The sequence below is a fragment of the Chryseobacterium sp. OV279 genome (genome assembly GCF_900128945.1).
GTDB lineage: Bacteria > Bacteroidota > Bacteroidia > Flavobacteriales > Weeksellaceae > Chryseobacterium.
In genome coordinates, this window is the sequence record NZ_FQUD01000002.1 from 476,372 (window position 1) to 497,482 (window position 21,111).

Genomic DNA, 21,111 nt, shown 5'->3' on the forward strand with positions numbered 1-21,111 from the left:
TTTTTTGCTTCCCTGCAGGATTTACGAAAACAATTATTATATTTGATAAAATTTGAGGTTATGATTTTGAATCCAAAATTTCCGCTTTATTTACCAGGAGTAGAGAACAGTAATAATGATCATGTTACTATCATTGGAGCAAGTCTCCGTGAAGATATAACCATCTTAGGCTATTTTGTTTCCAGTAACGGAGGTCTTGAGATAAAAATACAGAAAGAATATAGTACGAAAGACTATTCTTCATTTTCTGATATATTAAGAAAATTCATTCAGGATAATCAGCTTGAAAATGTAAAGCGTCTGGCTTTGGCTGTACCGGGACCGGTAATCGATGGGAAAAGCAGCCCGGCGAGATTGGGCTGGGATTTAAATATTGAAGAATATACCAAAGATTTCGGGTTTGAAAAAGGAGATATGCTGAATGACCTTGAAGCTTCTGCTTATGGAATGGGTCTTCTTGAAGACAGCGACCTTGATCCGATCTACACCAGCGGACATCTTGAAAAAGGAAACGTAGCGATCCTGGCTCCCGGAAACGGACTGGGTGAAGCAGGATATTTCTTTGACGGAAAATACCTGAGACCTTTTGCAACGGAAGGCGGGCATTCGGAATTCTCACCGAGAACGAATGTTGAAGTTGAATTTTACCAATTCTTAAACAATATCTATGGTATTGTAAGTTGGGAAAATGTATTGTCTAAAACCGGACTTTTCAATATCTACAGATTCTTAAGAGACGTAAAAAGACATCCGGAACCGGAATGGCTGGCAGAACGTCTGGCAGGACCGAATTTTGTTCAGGAACTGTACAAAGCAGCCGTAGAAGAAGATGTCATGATCTGCAGAATCGCTTTAGATACTTTCCTTGAATTTCTGGCAAGAGAAGCCAACAACCTTACCCTGAAGCTTAAAGCGACAGGTGGCCTGCTGATTTCAGGAGATATTCCACAGACGATCAGAGAATATATTGACAAAGGAAAATTCTATGATAAGTTTAAGATCAGTGATAAGATGGAGGAAATGCTAAAAAACACGCCGATATATCTCATCAAACAGAATCACACGGCATTAAAAGGTGCCGCCCTGTACACTGCTTACTATCAAAATTAAAATACAAAACTCCGAAACTTTCGGAGTTTTTTTATGGGATGATATTATTCATGAAAAAAAATATTTTAATTGATATACATCAATGAAATCTATTAAATAAGTAGACTATATTTGCACCGTTAAAACAAGTAAATAACTTTATTCAAATGAAAAAAATATTCTTATTAGCAGTTGTTGCCAGCGGTTTGGCATTCGGACAGTCAAAGAAAGTAGTGGCATCTGATGTTCACTGGTGGGGGTACAAAGTAGCAAAATCTGAGGCAAGCTCTCACGATGGTACTGTAAAAGTAAAATCAGGAGACATGATCATGAAAGGAAATAACCTTGTAGGAGGAAGCTTTGTATTGGATATGACGTCTATCAACGCAACTGACCTTTCCGGAGAATATCAGCAAAAACTGAACGGACACCTTAAGAACGGTGACTTCTTTGAAGTTGAAAAATTCCCTACAGCTTCTTTCAAAATTACTTCTGTAAAGAAAAACAGCGATAAGATCTATAACTCTTTAGTAACAGGAAACCTTACTGTTAAAGGAAAAACAAGCGCTATTACTTTCCCTGCTAAAATTGCATATAGCAAAGGAGTAGTAAGCCTGGTTTCTGAAAAATTCTCTTTCGACAGACAGAAATTTGACGTTGCTTACAAGTCTACCATGCAGGATGTTTTTGTGAAAGATGACATCGAAATGCTTGTAAAGGTGAGTGCTAAATAATTTAATCAAAAAAAGATTGTTAAAAGTGTAGAAGTTCTACACTTTTTTTTATTTTTGTTGAATTGTAAATAAAAAAGAATGAAAAGATTACTATTGTTTGCTATGGTGTGCGCGAGCATATCATTTGTTTCTGCACAGAGGAAATTTGATAAGGTTTCAAAAGTGACTTCATCAGAGATCAGGTGGTGGGGATATAAAGTCGTAAAAACTGAGGCTTCATCGCATTCAGGGACGGTAAAGCTGAAAAGCGGAAAATTCAATTTCGATAAAACGGTCCTTGTAGACGGAGAGTTTGTAATAGATATGAGAAGCATGATGGCGGGAGACGTTTCCGAGGAAGATCAGATCAAGCTTACCAACGAACTGAAAAGTACCAATTTCTTTGAAGTTAAGAAATTCCCTATCGCGAAATTCCACTTGACTAAAATTATTCCTTTAGCAAACAGCGAGTACAATTCTACGATCTATGGTGACATTACGATCAAAGGGGTAAGAAAAACGATCACTTTCCCTGCGAATGCATACGTTACTCAGTTTACAGTAGTGATTGAATCTGCGAAGTTCTCATTAAACAGAAGAGACTTTAAAGTATTCTACCAGTCTTCACTGAAAGACTATTTCATCAAGGACGAAATGGATTTCCAGTTCAGAGTTTCTACAGAAAAACTGGACAACGATAACAGAGTTCCTGTGAAGAAAAAGAAATAAGTAAAATATACAATCAAATAATACAATGGGCGGTTTTTATAACTGCCCATTTTTTATTTTGTTTTCATTCTAATAATTAAAATTAGGCGTAAAGGCTGTAGCGCGATAAAAATGAATTACTCTCGCAGATAAAGCAGATTAAAAAAAGTAAAATCTGCATCATCTGAATAATCTGCGTGAATTTTTTAAACCATTATTGATGCACTTCCTTCATCAGAATCAATGAAGTTGATTCCATTCTTTGCTTCACTTAAATTTACACAGTAGGATATTAATCTTTGCGTTTAACAGAGCATCTAGTATGTCTTTATCTTCTAAAATCTCTTAACAGTTCAGAAACCTCTGAAATTATTCTGCATCTTTTATCATGTTTTTCTTAAATTAGTACTATGAAAATTTATGTAGTAAGCGGTCTCGGAGCAGACTTTAAGGTGCTGGAAAGACTGGAATTCCCCGAGAACTGTGAATTGATTTTTATAGACTGGCTTATCCCCGAGAAAAATGAGCCCTTTCATTCCTATGTTGAAAGAATGGCGGAAAAAGTAGACGTTTCCGAGCCTTTCAGTCTGTTAGGATATTCTTTTGGTGGGATTATGGTACAGGAGATCAATAAACTGAAGCCTGCCCAAAAGGTCGTCATTATGGGCAGCATCAAATCAGATAAGGAGAAATCTAAATTTATAAAGACCGGTGAGATCACGAAAATTCCCAGAATATTTCCTGTAGGTATGTTCAATGATAAAGCGGCGAATGTGTATTCTGTGGTCAGAAAACTCTTCGATCCAAAAAATCCAAAAATCCTTCAGTACTTCAGAGTAAGAGATCCATACTATCTGAAATGGTCAGTAGAAAAGGTTTCAGAGTGGAAATTTGAAGAAATTCCGGAAGTGATTCAGATATTGGGTGACAAGGATATCGTTTTCCCAATCAAATATTCAAAACCGGACTATGTGATTAAAGGGGGTACCCATCTTTTTCCGGCTACAAAATCCAAAGAAGTATCCAAAATATTGAAAGAGGTGTTTATTTAATTATATAAATTTTGATTTAGTGTTTTTTTTAGGGGTTAAATTATAAAATCATATGTTTTTATAAAATTTATGTTTAATTTTGATAGGGTTAAACATAAACTGTATGAAAATTGGTTTAAAATGGATCGTTTCATTCTCGGTCATTACCCTTGTGGCATTCGGAGGACTTTTTTGGAGCCCGATCGTTGATTTTCCCAACACCGGAGAGTTTCTTGGCGAAGATAAAATCGTTGGAGCTGATGTAGCATGGATACTGGCAGCAGCAGGTCTCGTATTGCTGATGACCCCCGGGCTGTCGTTCTTTTACGGAGGAATGGTTGGCCGAAAAAATGTAATCTCTACGATGCTGCAGAGTTTTATTGCGCTCGGAGTTATTTCTATTTTATGGGTGGTTGTCGGATTTTCGTTGTCGTTTGGGGATTCTTTAGGATTTGAGATCAATGGAGTGCACTACGGGATCATCGGAAATCCGTTGAGCTATCCGTTTTTCAGCCGTGTAGGGGTGTTGCCTCATAAAATGATGGCTTCTACTATTCCTTTTGTGCTTTTTGCCCTTTTTCAGATGAAGTTTGCGGTGATCACACCTGCGCTTATTACCGGTTCTTTTGCCGAACGGGTTCGCTTCATCTCTTACCTTCTGTTTATGGTGCTTTTCAGCATTTTCATCTATACACCGCTCTGTCATATGGTATGGCATCCGGACGGACTTTTAAATAAATATTTCGGTGTAAAAGACTTTGCAGGCGGAACTGTTGTTCATATGAGTGCCGGGTTTGCTGCTTTGGCGGGAGCTCTGGTTCTTGGAAACAGGAAAAATCCTCATCATGAGCCTTCCAATATTCCTTATGTTCTCTTGGGAACCGGAATGTTATGGTTCGGTTGGTTTGGGTTCAATGCCGGATCTGCTTTAAGTGCTAATGCTTCTGCAGCCATGGCTTTCGGAACCACTACGATTGCTTCTGCCTCTGCCATGATGACCTGGATTTTTTTCGACAGGATCAATGGTAGAAGTGTTTCTGCATTGGGTGCGTGTATCGGAGCTGTTGTCGGTTTGGTCGCTATTACACCCGGTTGTGGTTTTGTGAGTATTCCGGAAAGTCTTTTTATAGGATTTGCCGCTGCTATTGTTTCCAATCTGATGATGAACTGGAAAGCTCTGAAGAAAATAGATGATACCCTTGACGTTTTTGCCTGCCATGGAGTAGGAGGGATCATGGGAATGGTTCTGACCGCTATTTTTGCTCATGGTGAAAATGCCAGCCTGCTTCATGGAGGAATCGGTGTTTTTGGTCATCATATGGCGGCTTTGGCTCTTGTTTCGGCTTTTACCTTCTTTGGTTCGCTGCTTTTATATAAAATTACAGATTCCATCATTACATTGAGGGTTTCCGAAGAATCTGAAGAGATGGGACTCGATCTTTCCCAGCATCAGGAGAGTTTCAAGTGATGGTTTCTACAAGAAAATCAGGGCACAGTTGTATGCTCGGAATACCCTGATTGAAATACTGAAATTAAAGGAATGTTTTCCCGATCTTATTCAATAGACTGGATGGCACTGAAGATGTTATTTTTTGAATTTTCAAACACTTCACCTCCAAATTCTTCATTGTCTAATGAGAAAATACGAATGTCTTTAACCCCCATAATTCCGAAAATATGTTTTAAATAGGGAGTTTGAAAGTTGATATGTCCGTTCTTTTCATTTTCTCCGTATCCGGTATCACCTCGGGCAGATAATATAAATGCTTTTTTATTTTCGAGTAAACCAACGTAGTCTCCATCTGGAACTCCTGACCTGAATTTCCAGGTTTCATTGATCCGCATTATCTGGTCTATATAAGCTTTTAGACCACTTGGAATAGTCCAGTTGTACATGGGAGTTCCAATGACATAGATATCATGTTCTTTGAGTTCCTGTACCAGTTCATTACTGATCTGTAATGCCTTATGGTTTTCTTCTGTTCTGTCAGACGGCTTTTTGAAAGCTCCTGCAATCCAGGCCTCGTTAATGTTGGGAATACTGTCAATACCCGTTTCCCGGTACGTAAATACATCCAGGGGATATTTGGTTTTCCAGTTTTCGACAAAGAGCTGGGTGAGTTTTCGGCTGTAAGATCTTACATTTCTTACACTGGCGTTGATAATCAATACTTTCATTGTTATAAATTGTATAACAGCAAAATTCCTGATTATTCATTCCTTAAAAATTGATCTAGTTCAAGAGGATTTATTTTTTTTCCGTATTCGGCTTATAAATTCGGCGGACACGCCTAAATAGGACGCAATTAAATATTGAGGAACCTTGGAGACAATATCCGGATAGGTATCGAGGAAATCATAATACTTCTGCTCAGCTTTGTACATATTGTTGAATACGATTCTCTTCTCAAGAGTTCCCAGATAGCTTTCTAAAATAATCCTGAAATATCTTTCCAGGGAAGGAATTTCCTGCAGCATTTTTTGAAAAGACTGATGGCTGATCTGCAAAAGGCTTGTTTTTTCTACAGCCTGAATATTGTAAATAGAAGCTTTTTGTTTAGAAAAGCTGGAGATATCCGTCGCCCACCAATGGTCAATAGCTAAAAAAAGGATCTCCTCATTTCCGTTTTCAGAATTGATACAGAAGGCTTTTAAAACACCTGAAACAATATAGCTGTCATGCCGGCAAATTTCTCCGTTTCTTAAAAGATATTCACCTTTTTCCAATGTTTTTTCTGTCCAGAAGCTTTTGAAAATGGTAATTTCTTCCGGACTTAAGCTGACATGCTGACCAATATTTTTAATTAATGTATCCATTCGAAATGATTAAAAAGAGAGAGCAATTTATATAATAGGTTGAGGAGACCATACGGTACCCAGCTAATTTACAAAATACGTATTAAAGGCGTCTCATGATTTGTGAACTGTTATGAATTCTAAGATCCGGGGATGCTTTTATTGGGATTTATCGCGTATCTTTGTGGTAAGAGGAAAATGAAGAATTATCTATGGAATCAATATCGGTTTTTGAGATTATTAAAGTAGGAATAGGCCCGTCCAGTTCGCACACGATGGGACCATGGAATGCAGCTTCTGCATTTATCAGAATTATAAAAAGGGAAAGATCCATTGCTGAAGTGAAGGAAGTTTTCCTTGAGTTTTTCGGTTCTTTAGCGAAAACAGGAATCGGGCACGGAACGGATATTGCCGGAATGCTTGGATTAAATGGGGAAGATTTTACAACCATCAATACATCAAAAATTGATGAAAAAATAGAGAAGATCAAAAAAGACCAGATCATCCATCTGGGTGGAGAAAAAGAAATTCCTTTTATCTACGGCTATCACCTGGTTTTAAATATGCAAAAGTCGCTTGATTTTCATCCGAACGGGATGATTTTCAAAGCTGTTTTTGAAGACGGAACCGAACTGGTTCAGGATTTCTATTCTGTAGGCGGTGGTTTTATTGCAAGCCAGGAAAAAAACTCCATAGAAAAACATTGCGTCCGAACACTGTATCCTTGTCATCACGGTTCAGATATTGTAAAGTACTGTGATAAACTGGGATTGAAAAAGTTTTCAGATCTGATCATGATCAATGAAGAAAGCTGGAGAACCCCGGAAGAAACCAGACTGCAGGCGCTGAATATCTGGAAGAATATAAAAGAATGCATCTACAAAGGCGTTAATAAAGAAGGCATCCTTCCCGGAGGCCTGAACGTGACCAGAAGAGCGGCAGGAATCAACAGAAAACTTTTAGGAGACAAAGTCTATAAAAATATCGACGAGTGGTTCCAACAGGTCGTTGACGCAGAAGAAAACTTCACCAATATCAATAAATGGATTGCATGTTTTGCACTGGCAGTGAATGAAGAAAACGCAAGTTTCGGAAGAATCATCACGGCACCTACCAATGGAGCCAGCGGTGTTATTCCGGCGGTTTTAATGTATTCGCAGGCATTTACAGAGTGTACCAGCGAAGATGACATTGTAAGATTTTTACTTGTTGCCGGAGAGATCGGGACATTATTCAAGAAAAATGCTACCATTTCTGCGGCAATGGGCGGATGTCAGGCAGAGATCGGAGTTTCATCAGCGATGGCGGCGGCAGGATTGACGGAAATCTTAGGCGGAAGCATTGGACAGGTCATGATGGCAGCAGAAATTGCCATGGAACATCACCTTGGACTGACCTGTGATCCTATCAAAGGTCTTGTACAAATCCCATGTATTGAAAGAAATACAATGGGCGCAATGAAAGCCATCACAGCCGCAAATATTGCTCTGGAAAGTGACCCTACGAAAGCAAAAGTAACCCTGGATGAAGTAATTCAAACCATGTGGGAAACGGCTTTATCGATGAGTGACCGTTTCAAGGAAACCTCAGAGGGTGGGCTTGCCATTGCAGTCAATGTTCCTGAATGTTAAAAGAAAACAATACTGTTTTATATATAAAATCCTTAGATGATGAGTCTAAGGATTTTTTTTATGGCAAAATTTAAAACTTAATGATAAAAATTCAGACTACTTTTTATTCAACAAATAAGTCTTCCCATTCTGAATCAGTTGCATCTGCTTACTTTCCGGGATAAAGAGAATGACAATGTCGGCCTGTTCAAACCTGTATTTATTTTTTTCAATGTTTTCCAGTGGAAATTCAGGTTGTCCTGTTCCCTGTGCATACAAGATTCCGTCTTTGGAAAATACAGTCAACGGAATCGGGATTTCTTCTGTTTGATATTCTCCGGCATATTTTTCCAGTTCAACATCTGATTTTGTATCAAATGACGGATATTGATAGTCTCTTCCATACAATTGATTTAAAATGCCAACATATAAATCGTTGTGGGCTAAATTTTCTCCATTAACAGTTACTGCAAAAGAAAGTTTGTCCGTTGGCTCATAAGTTAATATTGAATGGGAACCGGCCGTGTCGCCACCATGTCCGTAGGCAATGATATTGTAGAACGGTACTTTCATGATTCCTGTTCCGAAAAATTGTTCTTCTTTATTGGAAATCATCATGTCAAGCGTTTCTTTCTTAATGAATTTACCATTGAATAATGCATCCATGAAGGTATTCATATCCTCAGTAGTAGAGGTGATATCTCCTAAGCCAATGCAGTTGTGGAAATCGAAATCCGCCACTTCTTTCCAGCTTCCATCTGTAAATTTGTAGGATTTAAAGATGTTTTTAGGATTGTCCAACACAGAGAACGTATGCTTCATTCCTGCTTTTTCAAGAATATTTTCTTTCAGGATGACATTGTAAGGTTTCCCGGACAGCTTTTCCAGTATTCTGCTTAAAAGAAAATACGCTGAATTGGAATATTTGGTTTTCTTTCCCGGTTCAAAATTTACGCCCAGTTTTTTAATTTCTGCAATAATTGCTTTATCTCCAACTGCTTTTCCGAAAAGCCAGTTATCCTCTGGTTCACCTACATAATCACCAAGTCCGCTGGTGTGGTTCAGCATCTGCTGTATGGTGATTTTTTGAGCGTTGGGAATTTCAGGATAGTATTTTGACAGCTTGTCATTCAGTTTAAGTTTTCCGTTTTCAACCAATTGCATCAGCATTACGGCTGTAATCATCTTACTGATAGAGCCGATCTGATATTGGGTGTCTTTATCGAAAGTCACGTTTTTTAACTGCGACTGTCCAAAATCTTTGTGGTATTCCTGAACACCATTTCTGAAAATAGAAACACTCCCGATTCCCTGATTTTTTGATGAAATATAATTCAGGAAATCATCAATTTTTTCTTTATTAATGGCTTTTCCGTTGAGATACTGAGCTTCAGTATTTTTAGAAACCGGTAGATTTCTGAACAGGTTTAAAGGAAGTATTTTTCCATTCTGATTCAGATTTCCTTCAAAATGATCCTCTTTGAAAATACCTTTATAGCTGGCATTGATTTTTTTAATGTCAAAACTAAGCTCATTATTACTGAAAGCCGTTTTGTCTACAGGAATGTCATCTTTGCTTTGCTTGGGACTGTTGAGCAGGGAAGTATAACCTTCCGGTCCTTTTTTAATTTTCAATACAACAGGAAGTTTCATCGTCTGGATATCCACTTCACCGTTCCAGGTTCCTTCGATTTGGGCGTGACAAATATGTGCCAGGAAGACCAGCACAAGTAAGAATTTGATTTTCATGATATTTAGAAGTATTTAGATAGTAGAATCTGACATACCAAAGTCATGATCAGGGATACCGCTGCAAAAAGAACGATATGCTGCCATTTTTTGATATTGGTGGCCGTCTTAAAGCCATTATAATAAAGGGTTATGCTATAGATTAAAATAATAATGGCAAACGATGCCATACTTAGTGTCACGGCAATGTCTAAAATGGGTAACGGATCAGAAGGATGGGTCTGATGAGCGATCACTTTTTTCTGAGATTCTTTTACGAATGATAACCTGTCTGTTGCCTGCAGGAGAACCAGTAAAAGCTGTGAAATTAATACGGTGTTAACGATATCAATGAACCTCGTTTTGCTGTTTAAAATCTTCCCTAAAATGAAAAGAACCACTATGGCAAATACAAAACTGATTAAGGTGGGAACAGCTACAGCCTGAACGGTTACCTTATCCAAACTATTAATCCTATAAATGCTGCTAAAATAAGTACCTGTCCAGTATCCCGTCAAAATAGCCAACGCTGTTGCCAGTATCCCAATACCGAGCAGCACTTTATCATCAAATCTTTCAAAAGGATTAAAAATTGTTTTCCAGTTCATCGTACTGAGTTTACAGGTTAGTTTTTATTTGTCCGACTTTAGTGATCAGATCATCCATTTTGTTTCTCATGGTCGGGTAGGAAAGGCCCGCTTGTTTCGCCATTTCCTTAATGCTTCCGCTGGAGAGGAAAAAATTAAGAACAAATTCCTGCTCTTCACGGTTCAGTTTAAGCAGAACGGGAAGTTCGTAATCGCCACTTACCTCCGTTTTACAGTTCGGGCATTTCATCTGACTTACATTTAAAGTATTGTCACAACTTGGACAGACGGTTGGGAGTTTCATTAATTAATTTTTTACGAAAATACTATTTTTTTTAATAAAGTTAAAATGTTTTTTAATAAAGTTAAAAATTTGATTGAGGAAAGGAATGTTTAGGTAGGAGATTATAGGTGGCAGGTTGCAGGAAATAGGTGGTCAAAGTTTGAAAGTACAGTCTTTGATGTATTACTGAAAGCAAAAAAAAATAGTGGTAAAAGACACCCAACAGAAATAAAATTGTTGTAAAGTCCCGTTACCCGCGACCTATAACTCGCGACCTACTATCTGTTACCTATAATCTGCTACCTGTCACCTAAAAATAAATTTGCATTTCCGATAAAAACAGATATTTTTGCCTGAAAAATTAACGATCATGAAAAAATTCTTTACACTGCTGTGTATCGGGGCCTCTTTGGCTGCCTATTCTCAAATCAGTATTCCTGAAACTTCTCCGAAAGGAACGATCACCACTCAAAATGGAATGACTATTCAGTATAAGGATCTGAAATTCAGCAAAGGAAAAGTAACCTATAAAAATGTGCAGAATGGAGCAGAGGAATTTCTCTATGAAAACTCTGTGAAAGCGGTGCAGGAAGCCAGTCCAAATGAAATGGGAAAGGTCTCGACTGAAACTCCTGTAGCAACGGTATCTGAACCGAAACAGGAAAACCCAAAACTTACTGAAAAGTACGATATCAAAAATTATCTTCTGCAGAAGCAGGATTCAGAATATATGAAAGGAAGAACGGTTAATAACCTGGGAACCGCATTTATTGTCGGAGGAGCCGCATGTTTTGTGGTAGGCGGGGTTCTGAATCTTTCCAAGGCTAACGATACGAATGTAAGAAACGGTGAACCAAAAAATGGATCTCCTGTACCTTTGATCATCGGTCTTATCGGAATGGGAGCAGGGGTTACGCTGAAACTGGCGGGACATTCCCAAATGAAAGATGCCATTAATAACTACAGAAATACCGCTGCATCAAGATTCACTCCAAGTTATTACGTTCTGAATAACAGTAATGGAGTGGGACTAATGATGAAGTTTTAGGGATTAGATGGTAGGGATTAGGGATTAGGTTATAGGTAGTGGGTGGCAGGACTTTACAACAATTTAATTGATATTGAGTGTTGTTGTTCACTATTTTTAAAAGTATTCTTTAATAAATTTAAAGGCTGTACTTTTAAACTTTGACCACCTATTACCTGCAACCTGCTACCTATTATCTACCATCTAATTACCTCAATATTCCTCTGATCCTGTTCGCATTCGTGATCAGTTCTTCCAGGTATTCATAGTTTTCTTTTTCCAGGGCTGCTTTAAATTTTCTTAGTTGGCTGATATGCTCGTTCAGAACATCCAGAACGTTTTCCTTGTTTTGTTTAAAGATGGGAACCCACATTTCAGGATGTGATTTGGCAAGACGTACCGTACTGGAAAAACCGGAACTGGCAAGCTGGAAAATGGTTTCCTCTTCACGTTCCTTTTCTAAAACGGTATTGGCCAGGGCGTAAGATGTAATGTGTGAGATATGTGAAATATATGCGGTATGAATGTCGTGATCTTCTGCGTTCATGTAGATCAGGTGCATGTCAAGGCTTTCTGCTACTTTTTCTGCCAGTTGAAGGGCATCCGGTGCAGATTCTTCTTTGTTGCAGATCACTCCTGCTTTTCCTGAGAAACTATTGGAAACCGCAGATGCCGGGCCACTGTTCTCGGTACCCCACATCGGGTGAAAAGCCACAAATCTTGAGCGTTTAGGATGGTCTTTGACCGCATTTACGATGCCTGCTTTTGTAGATCCGGCGTCCATTACGGTCTGTTCATCGGAAATCAGATCAAGGACGTCGGGCAGCAGCTTTCTGGCCGCGTCTACCGGCACGGCAATGATAATAAAGTCAGCATTTTTAACGCCATATTCAAGGTCTGTACCTGCGTCTATAATGTTAAGTTCCAATGCTTCGCGGATATGCTCCTGGTTGTTATCGATTCCGTAGATGAAATCTGCAATGCCTTTTTCTCTTAGTTTTAAAGCCATTGAACCCCCGATTAAACCTGCACCAATAATACTAATTTTCATCTTTTTAAATTTTTAAAAATAAAAAACCCCGTCCTGGGACGAGGTTTTAAGTTATGTTCATAAGAATCCTAGCCCAGATTTGAGTCAAAAATTCTATAATAATATGTTCCGTTATTGAAATTCACCAAGCGAAGGTATAAAATATTTTTTAAACACAGGATATTTTTGGTTTAAATTATCATGTGATCATTGAACACAGTTTTAATCTGCGCTGTGAATAATCGTTCTTTTAACGTCCTTATTCTGTTGTTCGAGGCTTATACTTGTTACTCCACCTTCAAAAAAGAATTCTATATCAGTTTTTTTAGGACCAACGGTGTAGGTTATGGAAATAAGGCCGTCCTGGTTTATTTCTTTTGTCGTATTTGCTTTTGGAAGATTGGCCGACAGCAGCTCTGATTTTTCTACTTCTTTATCTTTGATCGTTCTTCTGTAAACTTCATCAATAGAGGCGTTTTTAAAGATGCATTCCATTTCAGTTTCGTATTCCACCTGTTTTTCAGTACATTCTTTCTGGGTAAGAATTCCTTTGGTTTCAGTAATAGGCGTATTTTCAACGGCAGGTTTTATAACCGTAGTGCTGTCTTTTTTAACTGTTACGGTGGTTTCACTGACTGTTTTTTTTGATTCATTTTGACAGCCTGTAAAAACTAAAAGACCAAGGCAGAAGAAACTTATTTTTTTCATTGCGTATAATTTGAATGTATTGGGCTTAAAAATAATGAATATTCTTCTTTAAAGTTGATTAAATCTAAGATTTTAAAGTTTTTTTTAATTGATGAACTTAAACAGGTTTTATTAAAAATGATATTCAAAATCTATTTTTGAAGCTGAATTTAAAAAAATGCAACAGAATTATGATCATATTCCCGCAAAAAATATGATGGATGACAGAGGAGATTCATCTATTTTTATACTTCATAATTTGTTGTTTGTAGAAGAGGTTCATGTAAGCTTTACAATAAATCTTTCGTATTTAAAGAATTGATTAGATTTGTAAAATAACCGGTCCAAAACACAATCATCATGAAGACTTGTTTTTTCTACACCTTGTTGATATTGATAGCTTCTGTAAGTCTAAGCCATGCAGGAACCAATACAACGGATATGGATAAACTTTATTCCATAAAATTTGATACAGTAAAAATCAAAGAATCATTCAAAGAAGATGATACTTCCGTTAATGAATTTTTGAAAGACAGGTTGAAACCCATCCGCAACAATTTTAAAAGAATCAATTCCATTACAAAGTGGAGTTCCATAAAAAAGAAAGATATAGAAGGAGAATCTGCAGAAGGCGGTGAAGCGGTATTTTATGAGCAGAAAGGTCGCCTGGAGAAGATAACGGCAAGACTTTACGGAGAAATGGGACAGGTACTCACCGAATATTATCTGCTGAACGGAAAACTGTCTTTTGTTTTTGAAAAAATCTATACCTACAACCGGCCTATGTTTTATGACATCAAAGCCATGAAAGAAAATAATGACACGGAAGCTTTTGACTTTGAAAAATCTGAAATAGAAGAGAACCGGAATTATTTTGAAAAAGGGAAACTCCTTCATGCAATCAACAGTTTAGATTGTGGAGCGCCTTTCAGCAGTGATTATATTGCTGAAGAAGAGAAAAGATTTTCGGAATCATTTCAAAAGCTGCTGAAACTGAAGAATGAGAAATAGGATAATGTAACAATGTATCAATGTACCAGTTTACCAGTTTACCAATGAATTAATCAATCCAAATAATATAAATAATTATTAATCAATTAATTGTAGTGTTTGTTAGATTATTACATTTCTAGACTGATAAATTGTTAGATTGTTACATTGTTACATTACTTAAAAACTCTGCAGATTCCCCGGCAGCACACCCTCTGCAGGAAGGTTCAGCCGCCGGATCTACAGTTCCGGTTCAGTATAGGTCAACGGGATTTGGAGTATACTTATCAAATTTATTTTGCTGACCAATACCGGAAACGGAAGTTAATATGGACTGTGTGGACTGTTGTTTTCTCGTTACATAAAAGAGGGTATTCTGCGCAACCTGTTCAATATTGTTACACTATTAAATTGTTACATTGTTACACTGTTACATTATTCAAAAACCTATGGATTGGAGATAATCAATGTTGAAGGAATATCAGACAGCCACAGACTCTTACTGTCGATCAGGTTTTTCCAGCTTTTGCTGCTGACCAGCATCAGGTCCTGCGCGTTCAGGAATTCTTTCTCGATCTTTTTCTCGTTATATAAAGTGATGTGATTGGGTGCTACCTGTTCGATGCTTCTGATCAGTTCCTTTACCTCAATATTGTTGCGGATCTGTCCTGCAGCATCCAGAATAATGATTTGTGAATTGTTATTGTTGATCAGCCTTTTGGCATATTCAAGCAGATAAAAATCGCTCAGGTTAAAGATTGGAACAAATACCTTATCGGCGGATTTGAAATCTTTTTCTACCATAACCCCAACAGGAATATGGGTTTTGTCGAGAATCTGAAGCGTAAAGTCGTCAAAAGGAGAGTTGTTGAAAATATTTCCTTTGCCTTTTACCGTGTTCAGAAGTTTTTCCGGGTTGATGATCTTGGTGGTGAATCCTAACAGTCTTCCGAGCAAACTTCCTTCATACATAGATTTACCCAGCATGATCAGAAGAAGGTCATAATTTCCTTTATTGGAGATCCCCGTAAGGTCGTTTTCAATGTCTGTAGACGCTTTGAAAAGAGTAGTCACTTCCAGTTTCAGGTCATGGGATGTTTCAATCACATTTTTGAACTGAGCATCTTCATACTCATTGATGTCGTAGGCATGCATTTCATCTACCGGAGCAATATTCACTGCAGTAATGCTTTTGTTGCCGTTCATTTTATTGGTAAAATCATGAGCCAGTTTCAGCAAAGTACTTCCGGATTCAGGTTTATCAAAAGACAGCAGGACACGGTATTTGGAATCGTTGTCGTCATGGGTTTCTTCGTCGCTGCTTTTTTTAGATTTAAAAATAAAATTAATAAAGTCTAAAGCAGGTCCCGTCATAAACGTGGTAAATAAAGCCATAATAACCAACATCGCGAAGATTTCCGGGCTTAATACCCCAAGATCATACCCGATGTTCAGGACGATAAGTTCCATCAGTCCCCTTGTATTCATCAAGGCACCGATCGTTAAACTTTCTTTCCAGTTGATGCCTACAAACCGTGCCGTGAGGGCACTTCCTATAAACTTTCCTGTAACCGCGGTTAAGATGATAAATCCTGCCGTAAGCCAAAGGTGACCGTCATTCAATAGCCCGATTTGTGTACGTAAACCGGTAAATACAAAGAAAAGAGGAAGTAAAAGAACTAAAGCCACATCTTCCACTTTATCGATGAAAAGGGTGCGGAATTTCGCATTCTCCGGCATAATCGCTCCCGCCATAAACGCTCCGAATAAAGCATGGATACCAATCACTTCAGTAGCATACGCAGAAAGGATCAGGGTCAGGAAAAAAATAGCGACCATTGGTTTGCTGATGGTATTTTTGCCCGCCTGAAGATCCCCGATTCTTTTCAGGAACGGTCTCACGATTTTGATCATTAAAAATACATAAGCGATGGCCATAATGATCACATAGATGGAACTGGTAAAAGAACCTGCTTTTACAATTGCAATAACGGCTGCAAGGATACACCATGCCGTAATATCATCGGCTGCGGCACAGGTAATAACGATGGTTCCCAGTTTTGTTTTCTGAAGATTTCTCTCCTGAACAATCCTGGCCAGTACCGGAAATGCCGTGATACTCATTGAAATGGCAATAAACAGGGCAAAAGATGTAAACTGAATGCCTTCTGGCGCAAATTCCTGATACACAAAATAAGAAAGTCCTATTCCCAGGGCAAATGGGATGATAATACTCGCATGACTGATGACTACGGCATCATGAGCTTTTTTTCTTAGTACACTCAGATCCAGCTCCATTCCTACGATATACATAAACAGAATAAGTCCTATCTGGCTTAAAAACTGTAAGTTACCTAATGATTCTTTCGGGAAAAGGAAAGCAGAGAATTCAGGGAAGTACATCCCGAGTAATGAAGGTCCCAAAACAATACCCGCAATCATTTCACCGATGACGGTAGGCTGCTTGATTTTCATACAGATCCATCCGAAAAGTCTGGCAACCAGAATGATGGTGACGATCTGGGCAAGAAGCAATGCTAAAGGATGATGAAGATTGGCTTTAAAAGATTCCTGGAAGTTGTCCCAGGTAGAGCCGGTGCTTGTTTTAGTGACTATATTTTCCTTGATCTCCAGCGTCTGTCCCTCTATAATAAAGAAGTACATCAGGCAGGAAAAAAAGGCGATGGTGGCTATGTAAAAAATTAAATTTCTGTATTTTCCCCAGTTCATGATTCCTATATTTTAATGCAAAGTTGATGAGAATATATTGATGTTAAATGCTCCTGTTCTTAAAATGTAATAAATGTTCTAAAAAATGTAATAAAAACGGGATGAGGGTTGGAAGATGGAAGAGGGAGGCGGGAAGTTACTGTGGGATATGTTTTAAATTTCTACTTTTAAATTTAATTTCTTACCCATGTCAAGGTTCAAAACCTTGACATGGGTAGCTGGAATAAAGCAGTTCTTGAATTTAATAAAAGTGTACTTCATTTATATTTCAAACCTCCATAACTTCCATCCTCCAGCTTCCCTCTTCCTTTCTTCAAAAATCTACCTGAAAGAATACCCCAATCCGATTCCTACTTTCCAGGCTCCGTTTTCAGCGGCGGTTTTTGTATTGTAATACACCGGTATCTGAAGCGCTATCTTTTTGTAAACCGCAGTAATACCAGCTCCCAGGTTGGGCGTGACAGGACTGTTTTTGGTTCCCGGAGAACGGTCCTCTTTAATTCTAAGCGATGGAAGCATTCCGGCGATCAGTTTAAGGTCTTTATGGGTAAAGCTTACATTCGGGCCTGTAAAATTGATAAAAGCTCCATGATCCACATATCCGGCCGCTACAATTCCGTCGAAAAAGGAGGCCTTAACCTTTGAACCTGTTTCCTGGGAAAAGCAAAGCCCGGATATGAGAATTCCTGCTGCATACAGACAGTTTTTCATTATAAAATCATTTAATCAGCAGCAAAAATACGTTGGAAAGGTCGTGTAAAAGGGGAGGATGTAATGAAACCGTTACATTTTGCAGTGAAACCGCAAAGGTCTGAAAGATCTACTTTCCGAAGCGTTCCATTAATGAATGTTTATAAGCTTCCCCGATCTGAAGCTTCAGGAAATTATCGCCTTCCGACTGAATCGTACTGATAATTTCGTTGGTGGAAAATACTTTAATGGAAGACAGGGCAATGATCTCCTTTTTATTCACCTGGGCGAAATCTTTGGAAGGAAGCATTTCGAGAAGCGTCTTAAAACTGAGGTTTTTAAGGACGATGGTGGTTCCGTCGTTCAGGATGATATCTTTGTCGCGGCTGTCGATGTCCGAGGTTTTAATATAAGCGATCTGTTCTGTGAAAATAACCGTTCTGCCGATATTGGTATTCCATTCGATCAGATCTTTTTTGTGAGGAAGATCCACCAGCTCTTTTGCTTTTTCGAAGGCCTGAATCAGTCTTTCTTTTTTGATGGGTTTTCGGACGTAGTCTACCACATTCAGGTCAAAAGCTTCGGCTGCATATTCTTTGTAAGCCGTAGTAAAGATGATTTTTTTGGAGCCGGAAATAATTTCTGCAACCTGAAGCCCGGTCATTCCCGGCATTTCAATATCAAGAATGCAAAGATTGCAGTCGATGTTATCAATTTCACTCAGGAAAATTTTAGGGTCGTTAAATGCCTTTACCACTTCTACATCTTCGATCTGCTCGCATAGAAGTTTTAAATAACTGATGGCCAGTAATTCATCATCAAGAATAACGCATTTTATCATAGAATTCCCCTAGATTGATTTTTAATTCTGCCGTGAAGATACCGTTTTTTGAGCTTTTCTCGAGCTGATAATGATTGTTGTAAATCATTTTCAACCTTTGATCCAGTGACTGGCTTCCAAAACCGCTGTTTTCCTTCGTAAGAATATTTTTTAAAGAAGCTTTGTTACTGACTTTCATGATGAACATTCCGTTTTCAAGTTCCAGATGAATGGAAATAAAGGAATCCTGGGCCAGAAAATCAGTATGTTTGAATGCATTTTCAATAAGATCAACAGAGATCAGCGGAGCGAAAACCTTTTCTTCATACACGGTATCCGACTTATTGATTCTTGATTTGATCCTGAAATCAAAAAGTGGATTGATCTTTATTTTATTGATCTCGATAAGGCTTAAAGCGAAATTCAGTTCCTCCTTAGGGCTTACAAATTTATTGTTGCTTTCGTATAAAATATAATCCAGAACATTCGCAAGTTTATCCAGCGACATATACGTCTGGTAGGCATGCGACTGGACAGAATTCAGAATATTTTTGAAAAGATGGGGATTCAGCTTGGTACCGATATGTTCCAGCTGGACCTCATTCAGTTTCTGTTCAATGATTTTATTCGTTTCGGTAAGTCGGGTGTTTTTCTGTCTGAACCTGCCGTTCTGGCTGAAAAGATAAATACTGACCGTAAGCAGGAAAAAAATAGCAAATACTCCAATGAATATCAGATAATCGTGGATCATGTAGTAATTGCCTTCCATAGAAAATATGATTTGATGCTACTATTTAAAATCAGTTCAATTTAACCATTAAGAACATTTAAGCTGCTAAGATTAATGAAGAAAAATATCAAAGGTATTTGTAAAGCATGCTGCTTATTATTTGACATCGTCAAATTCTTAATTATTCTTTTTGGATCAGTTTCTAAACTTCTTAATGTTTAAAATAAATTTTACTTACTTCAGTTTTTTCAAAGAGTTGAGCGTGACCGTTTCCTCACATTTTTCAAAAGAGATCTCATACAAAGGATTTTTCTCCGGATATGTAATCACATAGTCAGGACAGGGCTTTTTCTGAGCATGACTTCTGTCGAAATCTACTTTTCCGTTGGTAATGATACTGTCTTTTATAAATTTCTCATCAATTTTATAGGTAGCCATTCCGTTTTTAGCCTCTTCAGAATATTTGAATTCCTTAGAAAGGGTTTCTGCAATCACACGGCTGTTGGGAAGATACCCGCTGCAGCTCGCGCCTTTTTTGTTTAGAATAAAAAATACAAGAATCAGCCCCGGAATAAGGCCTATTAAAAAGAATTTAATTTTTTTCATTAGAAAATTAAAAGATTGATATCGTGGTAAGTAAGTCCGAAACGGTCGCAGATCACTTTTTTGGTGTGTCTTCCTTTGTACATGTATAAGCTCTGCTTCATTTCGTTTTTGCGGATCAGCATATTTTCAAAACCGCCTTCCTCATCATAATTCAGGATATAGGAAAGGAAGAAATTGGAAATCGCTTTGGTCGTGGTTCTCGGCATTCTGGACGTAAGATTCGGAAGTCCACAGTGGATTACACCGTGTTTGATGATGTAAGGATCTTCCATCGTTGTCAGTTCGGATGTTTCGATCACTTTGCCGTTATCTATAGTAATATCTATGATGACACTTCCTTTTTTCATTTTCGCGACCATTTCTTCGGTAACGATAGGTGTCATATTTAATCTTGGAAGGGCACCGATCACTACATCTGCACGCCTCAAGGCTTTGCTTAACTCTTTAGGATCAATGATGGAAGTTGGAACCCTGCTGTCTACAAGGGTGTGCAGTCTTCTCAGCTTGGAAAGTGAGTTGTCAAAAACCCTTACGCTGGCTCCCAGTCCGATGGCTGCTTTTGTGGCAAATTCGCCCACAATTCCTGCACCCAAAATAACAACTTCCGCAGGTCTTACTCCTGTGATACCGCCCAGCATTAAGCCGTTTGACAGGGCAAGAAGTTCGGATGCATATAAAATAGAAACGGTTCCTGCAATTTCGCCGACCAGTCTTACCAAAGCAAGCTGTTTGTATTCGTCAACGATAAATTCAAAAGCAATGGCATTGATCTTTCTCTCTGCCAGTTTCAGGAAATAATCTTTGTCTCTCAGATTGATCTGAAGGGCCGAAACCAGATAGGTATTCGGTTTCATGAATTCAATCTCTTCTTCTGTAGGAGGATTGATCTTTAGAATAAGATCCTGCCCGAAAGCTTCTTTAGGATCATTGGTGATCTTTGCTCCCGATTCAGAATACTGAAGATCTGTAAAAAAAGAGCCTTCACCGGCACCGGCTTCTATAATAAGCTCATGACCGTGTTCTACCAATACCTGTACCGCGTCCGGAGTAATGCAGGTTCTCCTCTCATTAAGACAGGTTTCTTTAGGAATTCCAATACTGAACTGTTTTCCTTTCTTTATAACCTCCAACTTTTCTTCTTTCGGCATCAATTCTTCTTCAGTAAAAGGAGTAAAAATATTTGTAGTACTCATTCTTTAAATAAATTATGTCTTACAGGTTGTTGTTTTTCAATTGAATTTATAAGCAAAGATACA

The 21,111-nt window shown here is 38.2% G+C and carries 21 protein-coding genes; 8 read left to right on the forward strand and 13 right to left on the reverse strand.

What is annotated here, in order from left to right; translation table 11 throughout:
- Positions 1 to 60: 60 nt before the first annotated feature.
- The 5 genes from BUA72_RS10090 (at position 61) to BUA72_RS10110 (ending at position 5,009) form a co-directional block, all read left to right on the forward strand.
- Entirely contained in the window at positions 61 to 1,110 is a 1,050-nt protein-coding gene (locus BUA72_RS10090) for a glucokinase (protein WP_047449166.1), read from the forward strand.
- A gap of 146 nt (positions 1,111 to 1,256) precedes the next feature.
- Positions 1,257 to 1,823, forward strand: a complete 567-nt coding sequence (locus BUA72_RS10095; RefSeq protein WP_072922820.1) for a YceI family protein — start codon at positions 1,257 to 1,259, stop codon at positions 1,821 to 1,823.
- A gap of 78 nt (positions 1,824 to 1,901) precedes the next feature.
- On the forward strand, positions 1,902 to 2,531 hold the full coding sequence (locus tag BUA72_RS10100; RefSeq protein WP_034726648.1) for a YceI family protein: 630 nt from the start codon (positions 1,902 to 1,904) through the stop codon (positions 2,529 to 2,531).
- Positions 2,532 to 2,920: 389 nt separating this feature from the next.
- Positions 2,921 to 3,562, forward strand: coding sequence for an alpha/beta hydrolase family protein (locus BUA72_RS10105; RefSeq protein WP_034726646.1), 642 nt, complete (start codon positions 2,921 to 2,923; stop codon positions 3,560 to 3,562).
- Between the two features lie 103 nt (positions 3,563 to 3,665).
- Positions 3,666 to 5,009, forward strand: a complete 1,344-nt coding sequence (locus BUA72_RS10110; RefSeq protein WP_072922821.1) for an ammonium transporter — start codon at positions 3,666 to 3,668, stop codon at positions 5,007 to 5,009.
- 86 nt (positions 5,010 to 5,095) lie between these two features.
- On the opposite strand, the gene BUA72_RS10115 is transcribed toward BUA72_RS10110, so the two are convergent.
- Both BUA72_RS10115 and BUA72_RS10120 read right to left on the reverse strand, forming a co-directional pair.
- Complete coding sequence (locus BUA72_RS10115; RefSeq protein ID WP_072922822.1) at positions 5,096 to 5,719, reverse strand: FMN-dependent NADH-azoreductase; 624 nt, start codon at positions 5,717 to 5,719, stop codon at positions 5,096 to 5,098.
- A 60-nt stretch (positions 5,720 to 5,779) separates the two neighbouring features.
- Positions 5,780 to 6,358 carry a Crp/Fnr family transcriptional regulator gene (locus BUA72_RS10120; RefSeq protein WP_072922823.1) on the reverse strand — a complete coding sequence of 193 codons (579 nt, stop codon included), beginning with the start codon at positions 6,356 to 6,358 and terminating at the stop codon, positions 5,780 to 5,782.
- Positions 6,359 to 6,549: 191 nt separating this feature from the next.
- Here BUA72_RS10120 and BUA72_RS10125 point away from each other — a divergent pair, with 191 nt between their 5' ends.
- Positions 6,550 to 7,968, forward strand: coding sequence for an L-serine ammonia-lyase (locus BUA72_RS10125; RefSeq protein ID WP_047448829.1), 1,419 nt, complete (start codon positions 6,550 to 6,552; stop codon positions 7,966 to 7,968).
- A gap of 96 nt (positions 7,969 to 8,064) precedes the next feature.
- Here the strand turns inward: BUA72_RS10125 and BUA72_RS10130 are convergent, their stop codons facing one another.
- From BUA72_RS10130 to BUA72_RS10140, 3 genes are read right to left on the reverse strand one after another with little or no spacing between them, the layout of a single operon-like run.
- Entirely contained in the window at positions 8,065 to 9,696 is a 1,632-nt protein-coding gene (locus BUA72_RS10130; RefSeq protein ID WP_083544174.1) for a serine hydrolase domain-containing protein, read from the reverse strand.
- A gap of 5 nt (positions 9,697 to 9,701) precedes the next feature.
- Positions 9,702 to 10,283, reverse strand: coding sequence for a YIP1 family protein (locus BUA72_RS10135; protein ID WP_072922824.1), 582 nt, complete (start codon positions 10,281 to 10,283; stop codon positions 9,702 to 9,704).
- A gap of 10 nt (positions 10,284 to 10,293) precedes the next feature.
- The gene (locus BUA72_RS10140; RefSeq protein ID WP_072922825.1) at positions 10,294 to 10,566 is read right to left on the reverse strand and encodes a DUF2089 family protein; all 273 of its coding nucleotides are present in this window, start codon (positions 10,564 to 10,566) and stop codon (positions 10,294 to 10,296) included.
- A gap of 349 nt (positions 10,567 to 10,915) precedes the next feature.
- On the opposite strand from BUA72_RS10140, the gene BUA72_RS10145 reads away from it, so the two are divergent.
- Positions 10,916 to 11,593: a hypothetical protein gene (locus tag BUA72_RS10145; protein ID WP_139259584.1), complete on the forward strand. Its 678-nt coding sequence runs from the start codon at positions 10,916 to 10,918 to the stop codon at positions 11,591 to 11,593.
- A 187-nt stretch (positions 11,594 to 11,780) separates the two neighbouring features.
- Here BUA72_RS10145 and BUA72_RS10150 read toward each other — a convergent pair whose 3' ends face one another.
- Positions 11,781 to 12,623, reverse strand: a complete 843-nt coding sequence (locus BUA72_RS10150) for a prephenate dehydrogenase (RefSeq protein ID WP_034726627.1) — start codon at positions 12,621 to 12,623, stop codon at positions 11,781 to 11,783.
- A gap of 201 nt (positions 12,624 to 12,824) precedes the next feature.
- Positions 12,825 to 13,310, reverse strand: coding sequence for a hypothetical protein (locus tag BUA72_RS10155; RefSeq protein ID WP_072922827.1), 486 nt, complete (start codon positions 13,308 to 13,310; stop codon positions 12,825 to 12,827).
- Positions 13,311 to 13,649: 339 nt separating this feature from the next.
- On the opposite strand from BUA72_RS10155, the gene BUA72_RS10160 reads away from it, so the two are divergent.
- Positions 13,650 to 14,300: a hypothetical protein gene (locus BUA72_RS10160; RefSeq protein WP_072922828.1), complete on the forward strand. Its 651-nt coding sequence runs from the start codon at positions 13,650 to 13,652 to the stop codon at positions 14,298 to 14,300.
- A 426-nt stretch (positions 14,301 to 14,726) separates the two neighbouring features.
- Here the strand turns inward: BUA72_RS10160 and BUA72_RS10165 are convergent, their stop codons facing one another.
- The 6 genes from BUA72_RS10165 to BUA72_RS10190 form a co-directional block, all read right to left on the reverse strand.
- Positions 14,727 to 17,009 (reverse strand): cation:proton antiporter, encoded by a 2,283-nt coding sequence (locus tag BUA72_RS10165; RefSeq protein WP_072922829.1) that lies wholly within the window; start codon positions 17,007 to 17,009, stop codon positions 14,727 to 14,729.
- Between the two features lie 321 nt (positions 17,010 to 17,330).
- The gene (locus BUA72_RS10170) at positions 17,331 to 17,720 is read right to left on the reverse strand and encodes a hypothetical protein (RefSeq protein ID WP_072922830.1); all 390 of its coding nucleotides are present in this window, start codon (positions 17,718 to 17,720) and stop codon (positions 17,331 to 17,333) included.
- Positions 17,721 to 17,829: 109 nt separating this feature from the next.
- Positions 17,830 to 18,540: a LytR/AlgR family response regulator transcription factor gene (locus BUA72_RS10175; RefSeq protein ID WP_072922831.1), complete on the reverse strand. Its 711-nt coding sequence runs from the start codon at positions 18,538 to 18,540 to the stop codon at positions 17,830 to 17,832.
- A complete protein-coding gene (locus tag BUA72_RS10180) occupies positions 18,518 to 19,288 on the reverse strand; it encodes a sensor histidine kinase (RefSeq protein ID WP_083544175.1) in 771 nt (256 codons plus the stop codon). Before BUA72_RS10180 ends, BUA72_RS10175 begins: the two co-directional genes overlap by 23 nt.
- A gap of 195 nt (positions 19,289 to 19,483) precedes the next feature.
- Positions 19,484 to 19,855: a hypothetical protein gene (locus BUA72_RS10185; RefSeq protein ID WP_072922832.1), complete on the reverse strand. Its 372-nt coding sequence runs from the start codon at positions 19,853 to 19,855 to the stop codon at positions 19,484 to 19,486.
- The gene (locus BUA72_RS10190; RefSeq protein ID WP_072922833.1) at positions 19,855 to 21,048 is read right to left on the reverse strand and encodes an alanine dehydrogenase; all 1,194 of its coding nucleotides are present in this window, start codon (positions 21,046 to 21,048) and stop codon (positions 19,855 to 19,857) included. The genes BUA72_RS10185 and BUA72_RS10190 overlap by 1 nt, the downstream gene beginning before the upstream one ends.
- Positions 21,049 to 21,111: the final 63 nt, after the last annotated feature.

Bases quoted from the DNA above. Each gene is read 5' to 3' on its own strand.
- BUA72_RS10130 (WP_083544174.1), bottom strand. From the start codon at position 9,696: ATGAAAATCAAATTCTTACTTGTGCTGGTCTTCCTGGCACATATTTGT.
- BUA72_RS10140 (WP_072922825.1), bottom strand. From the start codon at position 10,566: ATGAAACTCCCAACCGTCTGTCCAAGTTGTGACAATACTTTAAATGTA.
- BUA72_RS10145 (WP_139259584.1), top strand. From the start codon at position 10,916: ATGAAAAAATTCTTTACACTGCTGTGTATCGGGGCCTCTTTGGCTGCC.
- BUA72_RS10125 (WP_047448829.1), top strand. From the start codon at position 6,550: ATGGAATCAATATCGGTTTTTGAGATTATTAAAGTAGGAATAGGCCCG.
- BUA72_RS10120 (WP_072922823.1), bottom strand. From the start codon at position 6,358: ATGGATACATTAATTAAAAATATTGGTCAGCATGTCAGCTTAAGTCCG.
- BUA72_RS10175 (WP_072922831.1), bottom strand. From the start codon at position 18,540: ATGATAAAATGCGTTATTCTTGATGATGAATTACTGGCCATCAGTTAT.
- BUA72_RS10090 (WP_047449166.1), top strand. From the start codon at position 61: ATGATTTTGAATCCAAAATTTCCGCTTTATTTACCAGGAGTAGAGAAC.
- BUA72_RS10190 (WP_072922833.1), bottom strand. From the start codon at position 21,048: ATGAGTACTACAAATATTTTTACTCCTTTTACTGAAGAAGAATTGATG.
- BUA72_RS10135 (WP_072922824.1), bottom strand. From the start codon at position 10,283: ATGAACTGGAAAACAATTTTTAATCCTTTTGAAAGATTTGATGATAAA.
- BUA72_RS10155 (WP_072922827.1), bottom strand. From the start codon at position 13,310: ATGAAAAAAATAAGTTTCTTCTGCCTTGGTCTTTTAGTTTTTACAGGC.
- BUA72_RS10095 (WP_072922820.1), top strand. From the start codon at position 1,257: ATGAAAAAAATATTCTTATTAGCAGTTGTTGCCAGCGGTTTGGCATTC.
- BUA72_RS10165 (WP_072922829.1), bottom strand. From the start codon at position 17,009: ATGAACTGGGGAAAATACAGAAATTTAATTTTTTACATAGCCACCATC.
- BUA72_RS10170 (WP_072922830.1), bottom strand. From the start codon at position 17,720: ATGAAAAACTGTCTGTATGCAGCAGGAATTCTCATATCCGGGCTTTGC.
- BUA72_RS10160 (WP_072922828.1), top strand. From the start codon at position 13,650: ATGAAGACTTGTTTTTTCTACACCTTGTTGATATTGATAGCTTCTGTA.
- BUA72_RS10185 (WP_072922832.1), bottom strand. From the start codon at position 19,855: ATGAAAAAAATTAAATTCTTTTTAATAGGCCTTATTCCGGGGCTGATT.
- BUA72_RS10100 (WP_034726648.1), top strand. From the start codon at position 1,902: ATGAAAAGATTACTATTGTTTGCTATGGTGTGCGCGAGCATATCATTT.
- BUA72_RS10180 (WP_083544175.1), bottom strand. From the start codon at position 19,288: ATGGAAGGCAATTACTACATGATCCACGATTATCTGATATTCATTGGA.
- BUA72_RS10110 (WP_072922821.1), top strand. From the start codon at position 3,666: ATGAAAATTGGTTTAAAATGGATCGTTTCATTCTCGGTCATTACCCTT.
- BUA72_RS10105 (WP_034726646.1), top strand. From the start codon at position 2,921: ATGAAAATTTATGTAGTAAGCGGTCTCGGAGCAGACTTTAAGGTGCTG.
- BUA72_RS10115 (WP_072922822.1), bottom strand. From the start codon at position 5,719: ATGAAAGTATTGATTATCAACGCCAGTGTAAGAAATGTAAGATCTTAC.
- BUA72_RS10150 (WP_034726627.1), bottom strand. From the start codon at position 12,623: ATGAAAATTAGTATTATTGGTGCAGGTTTAATCGGGGGTTCAATGGCT.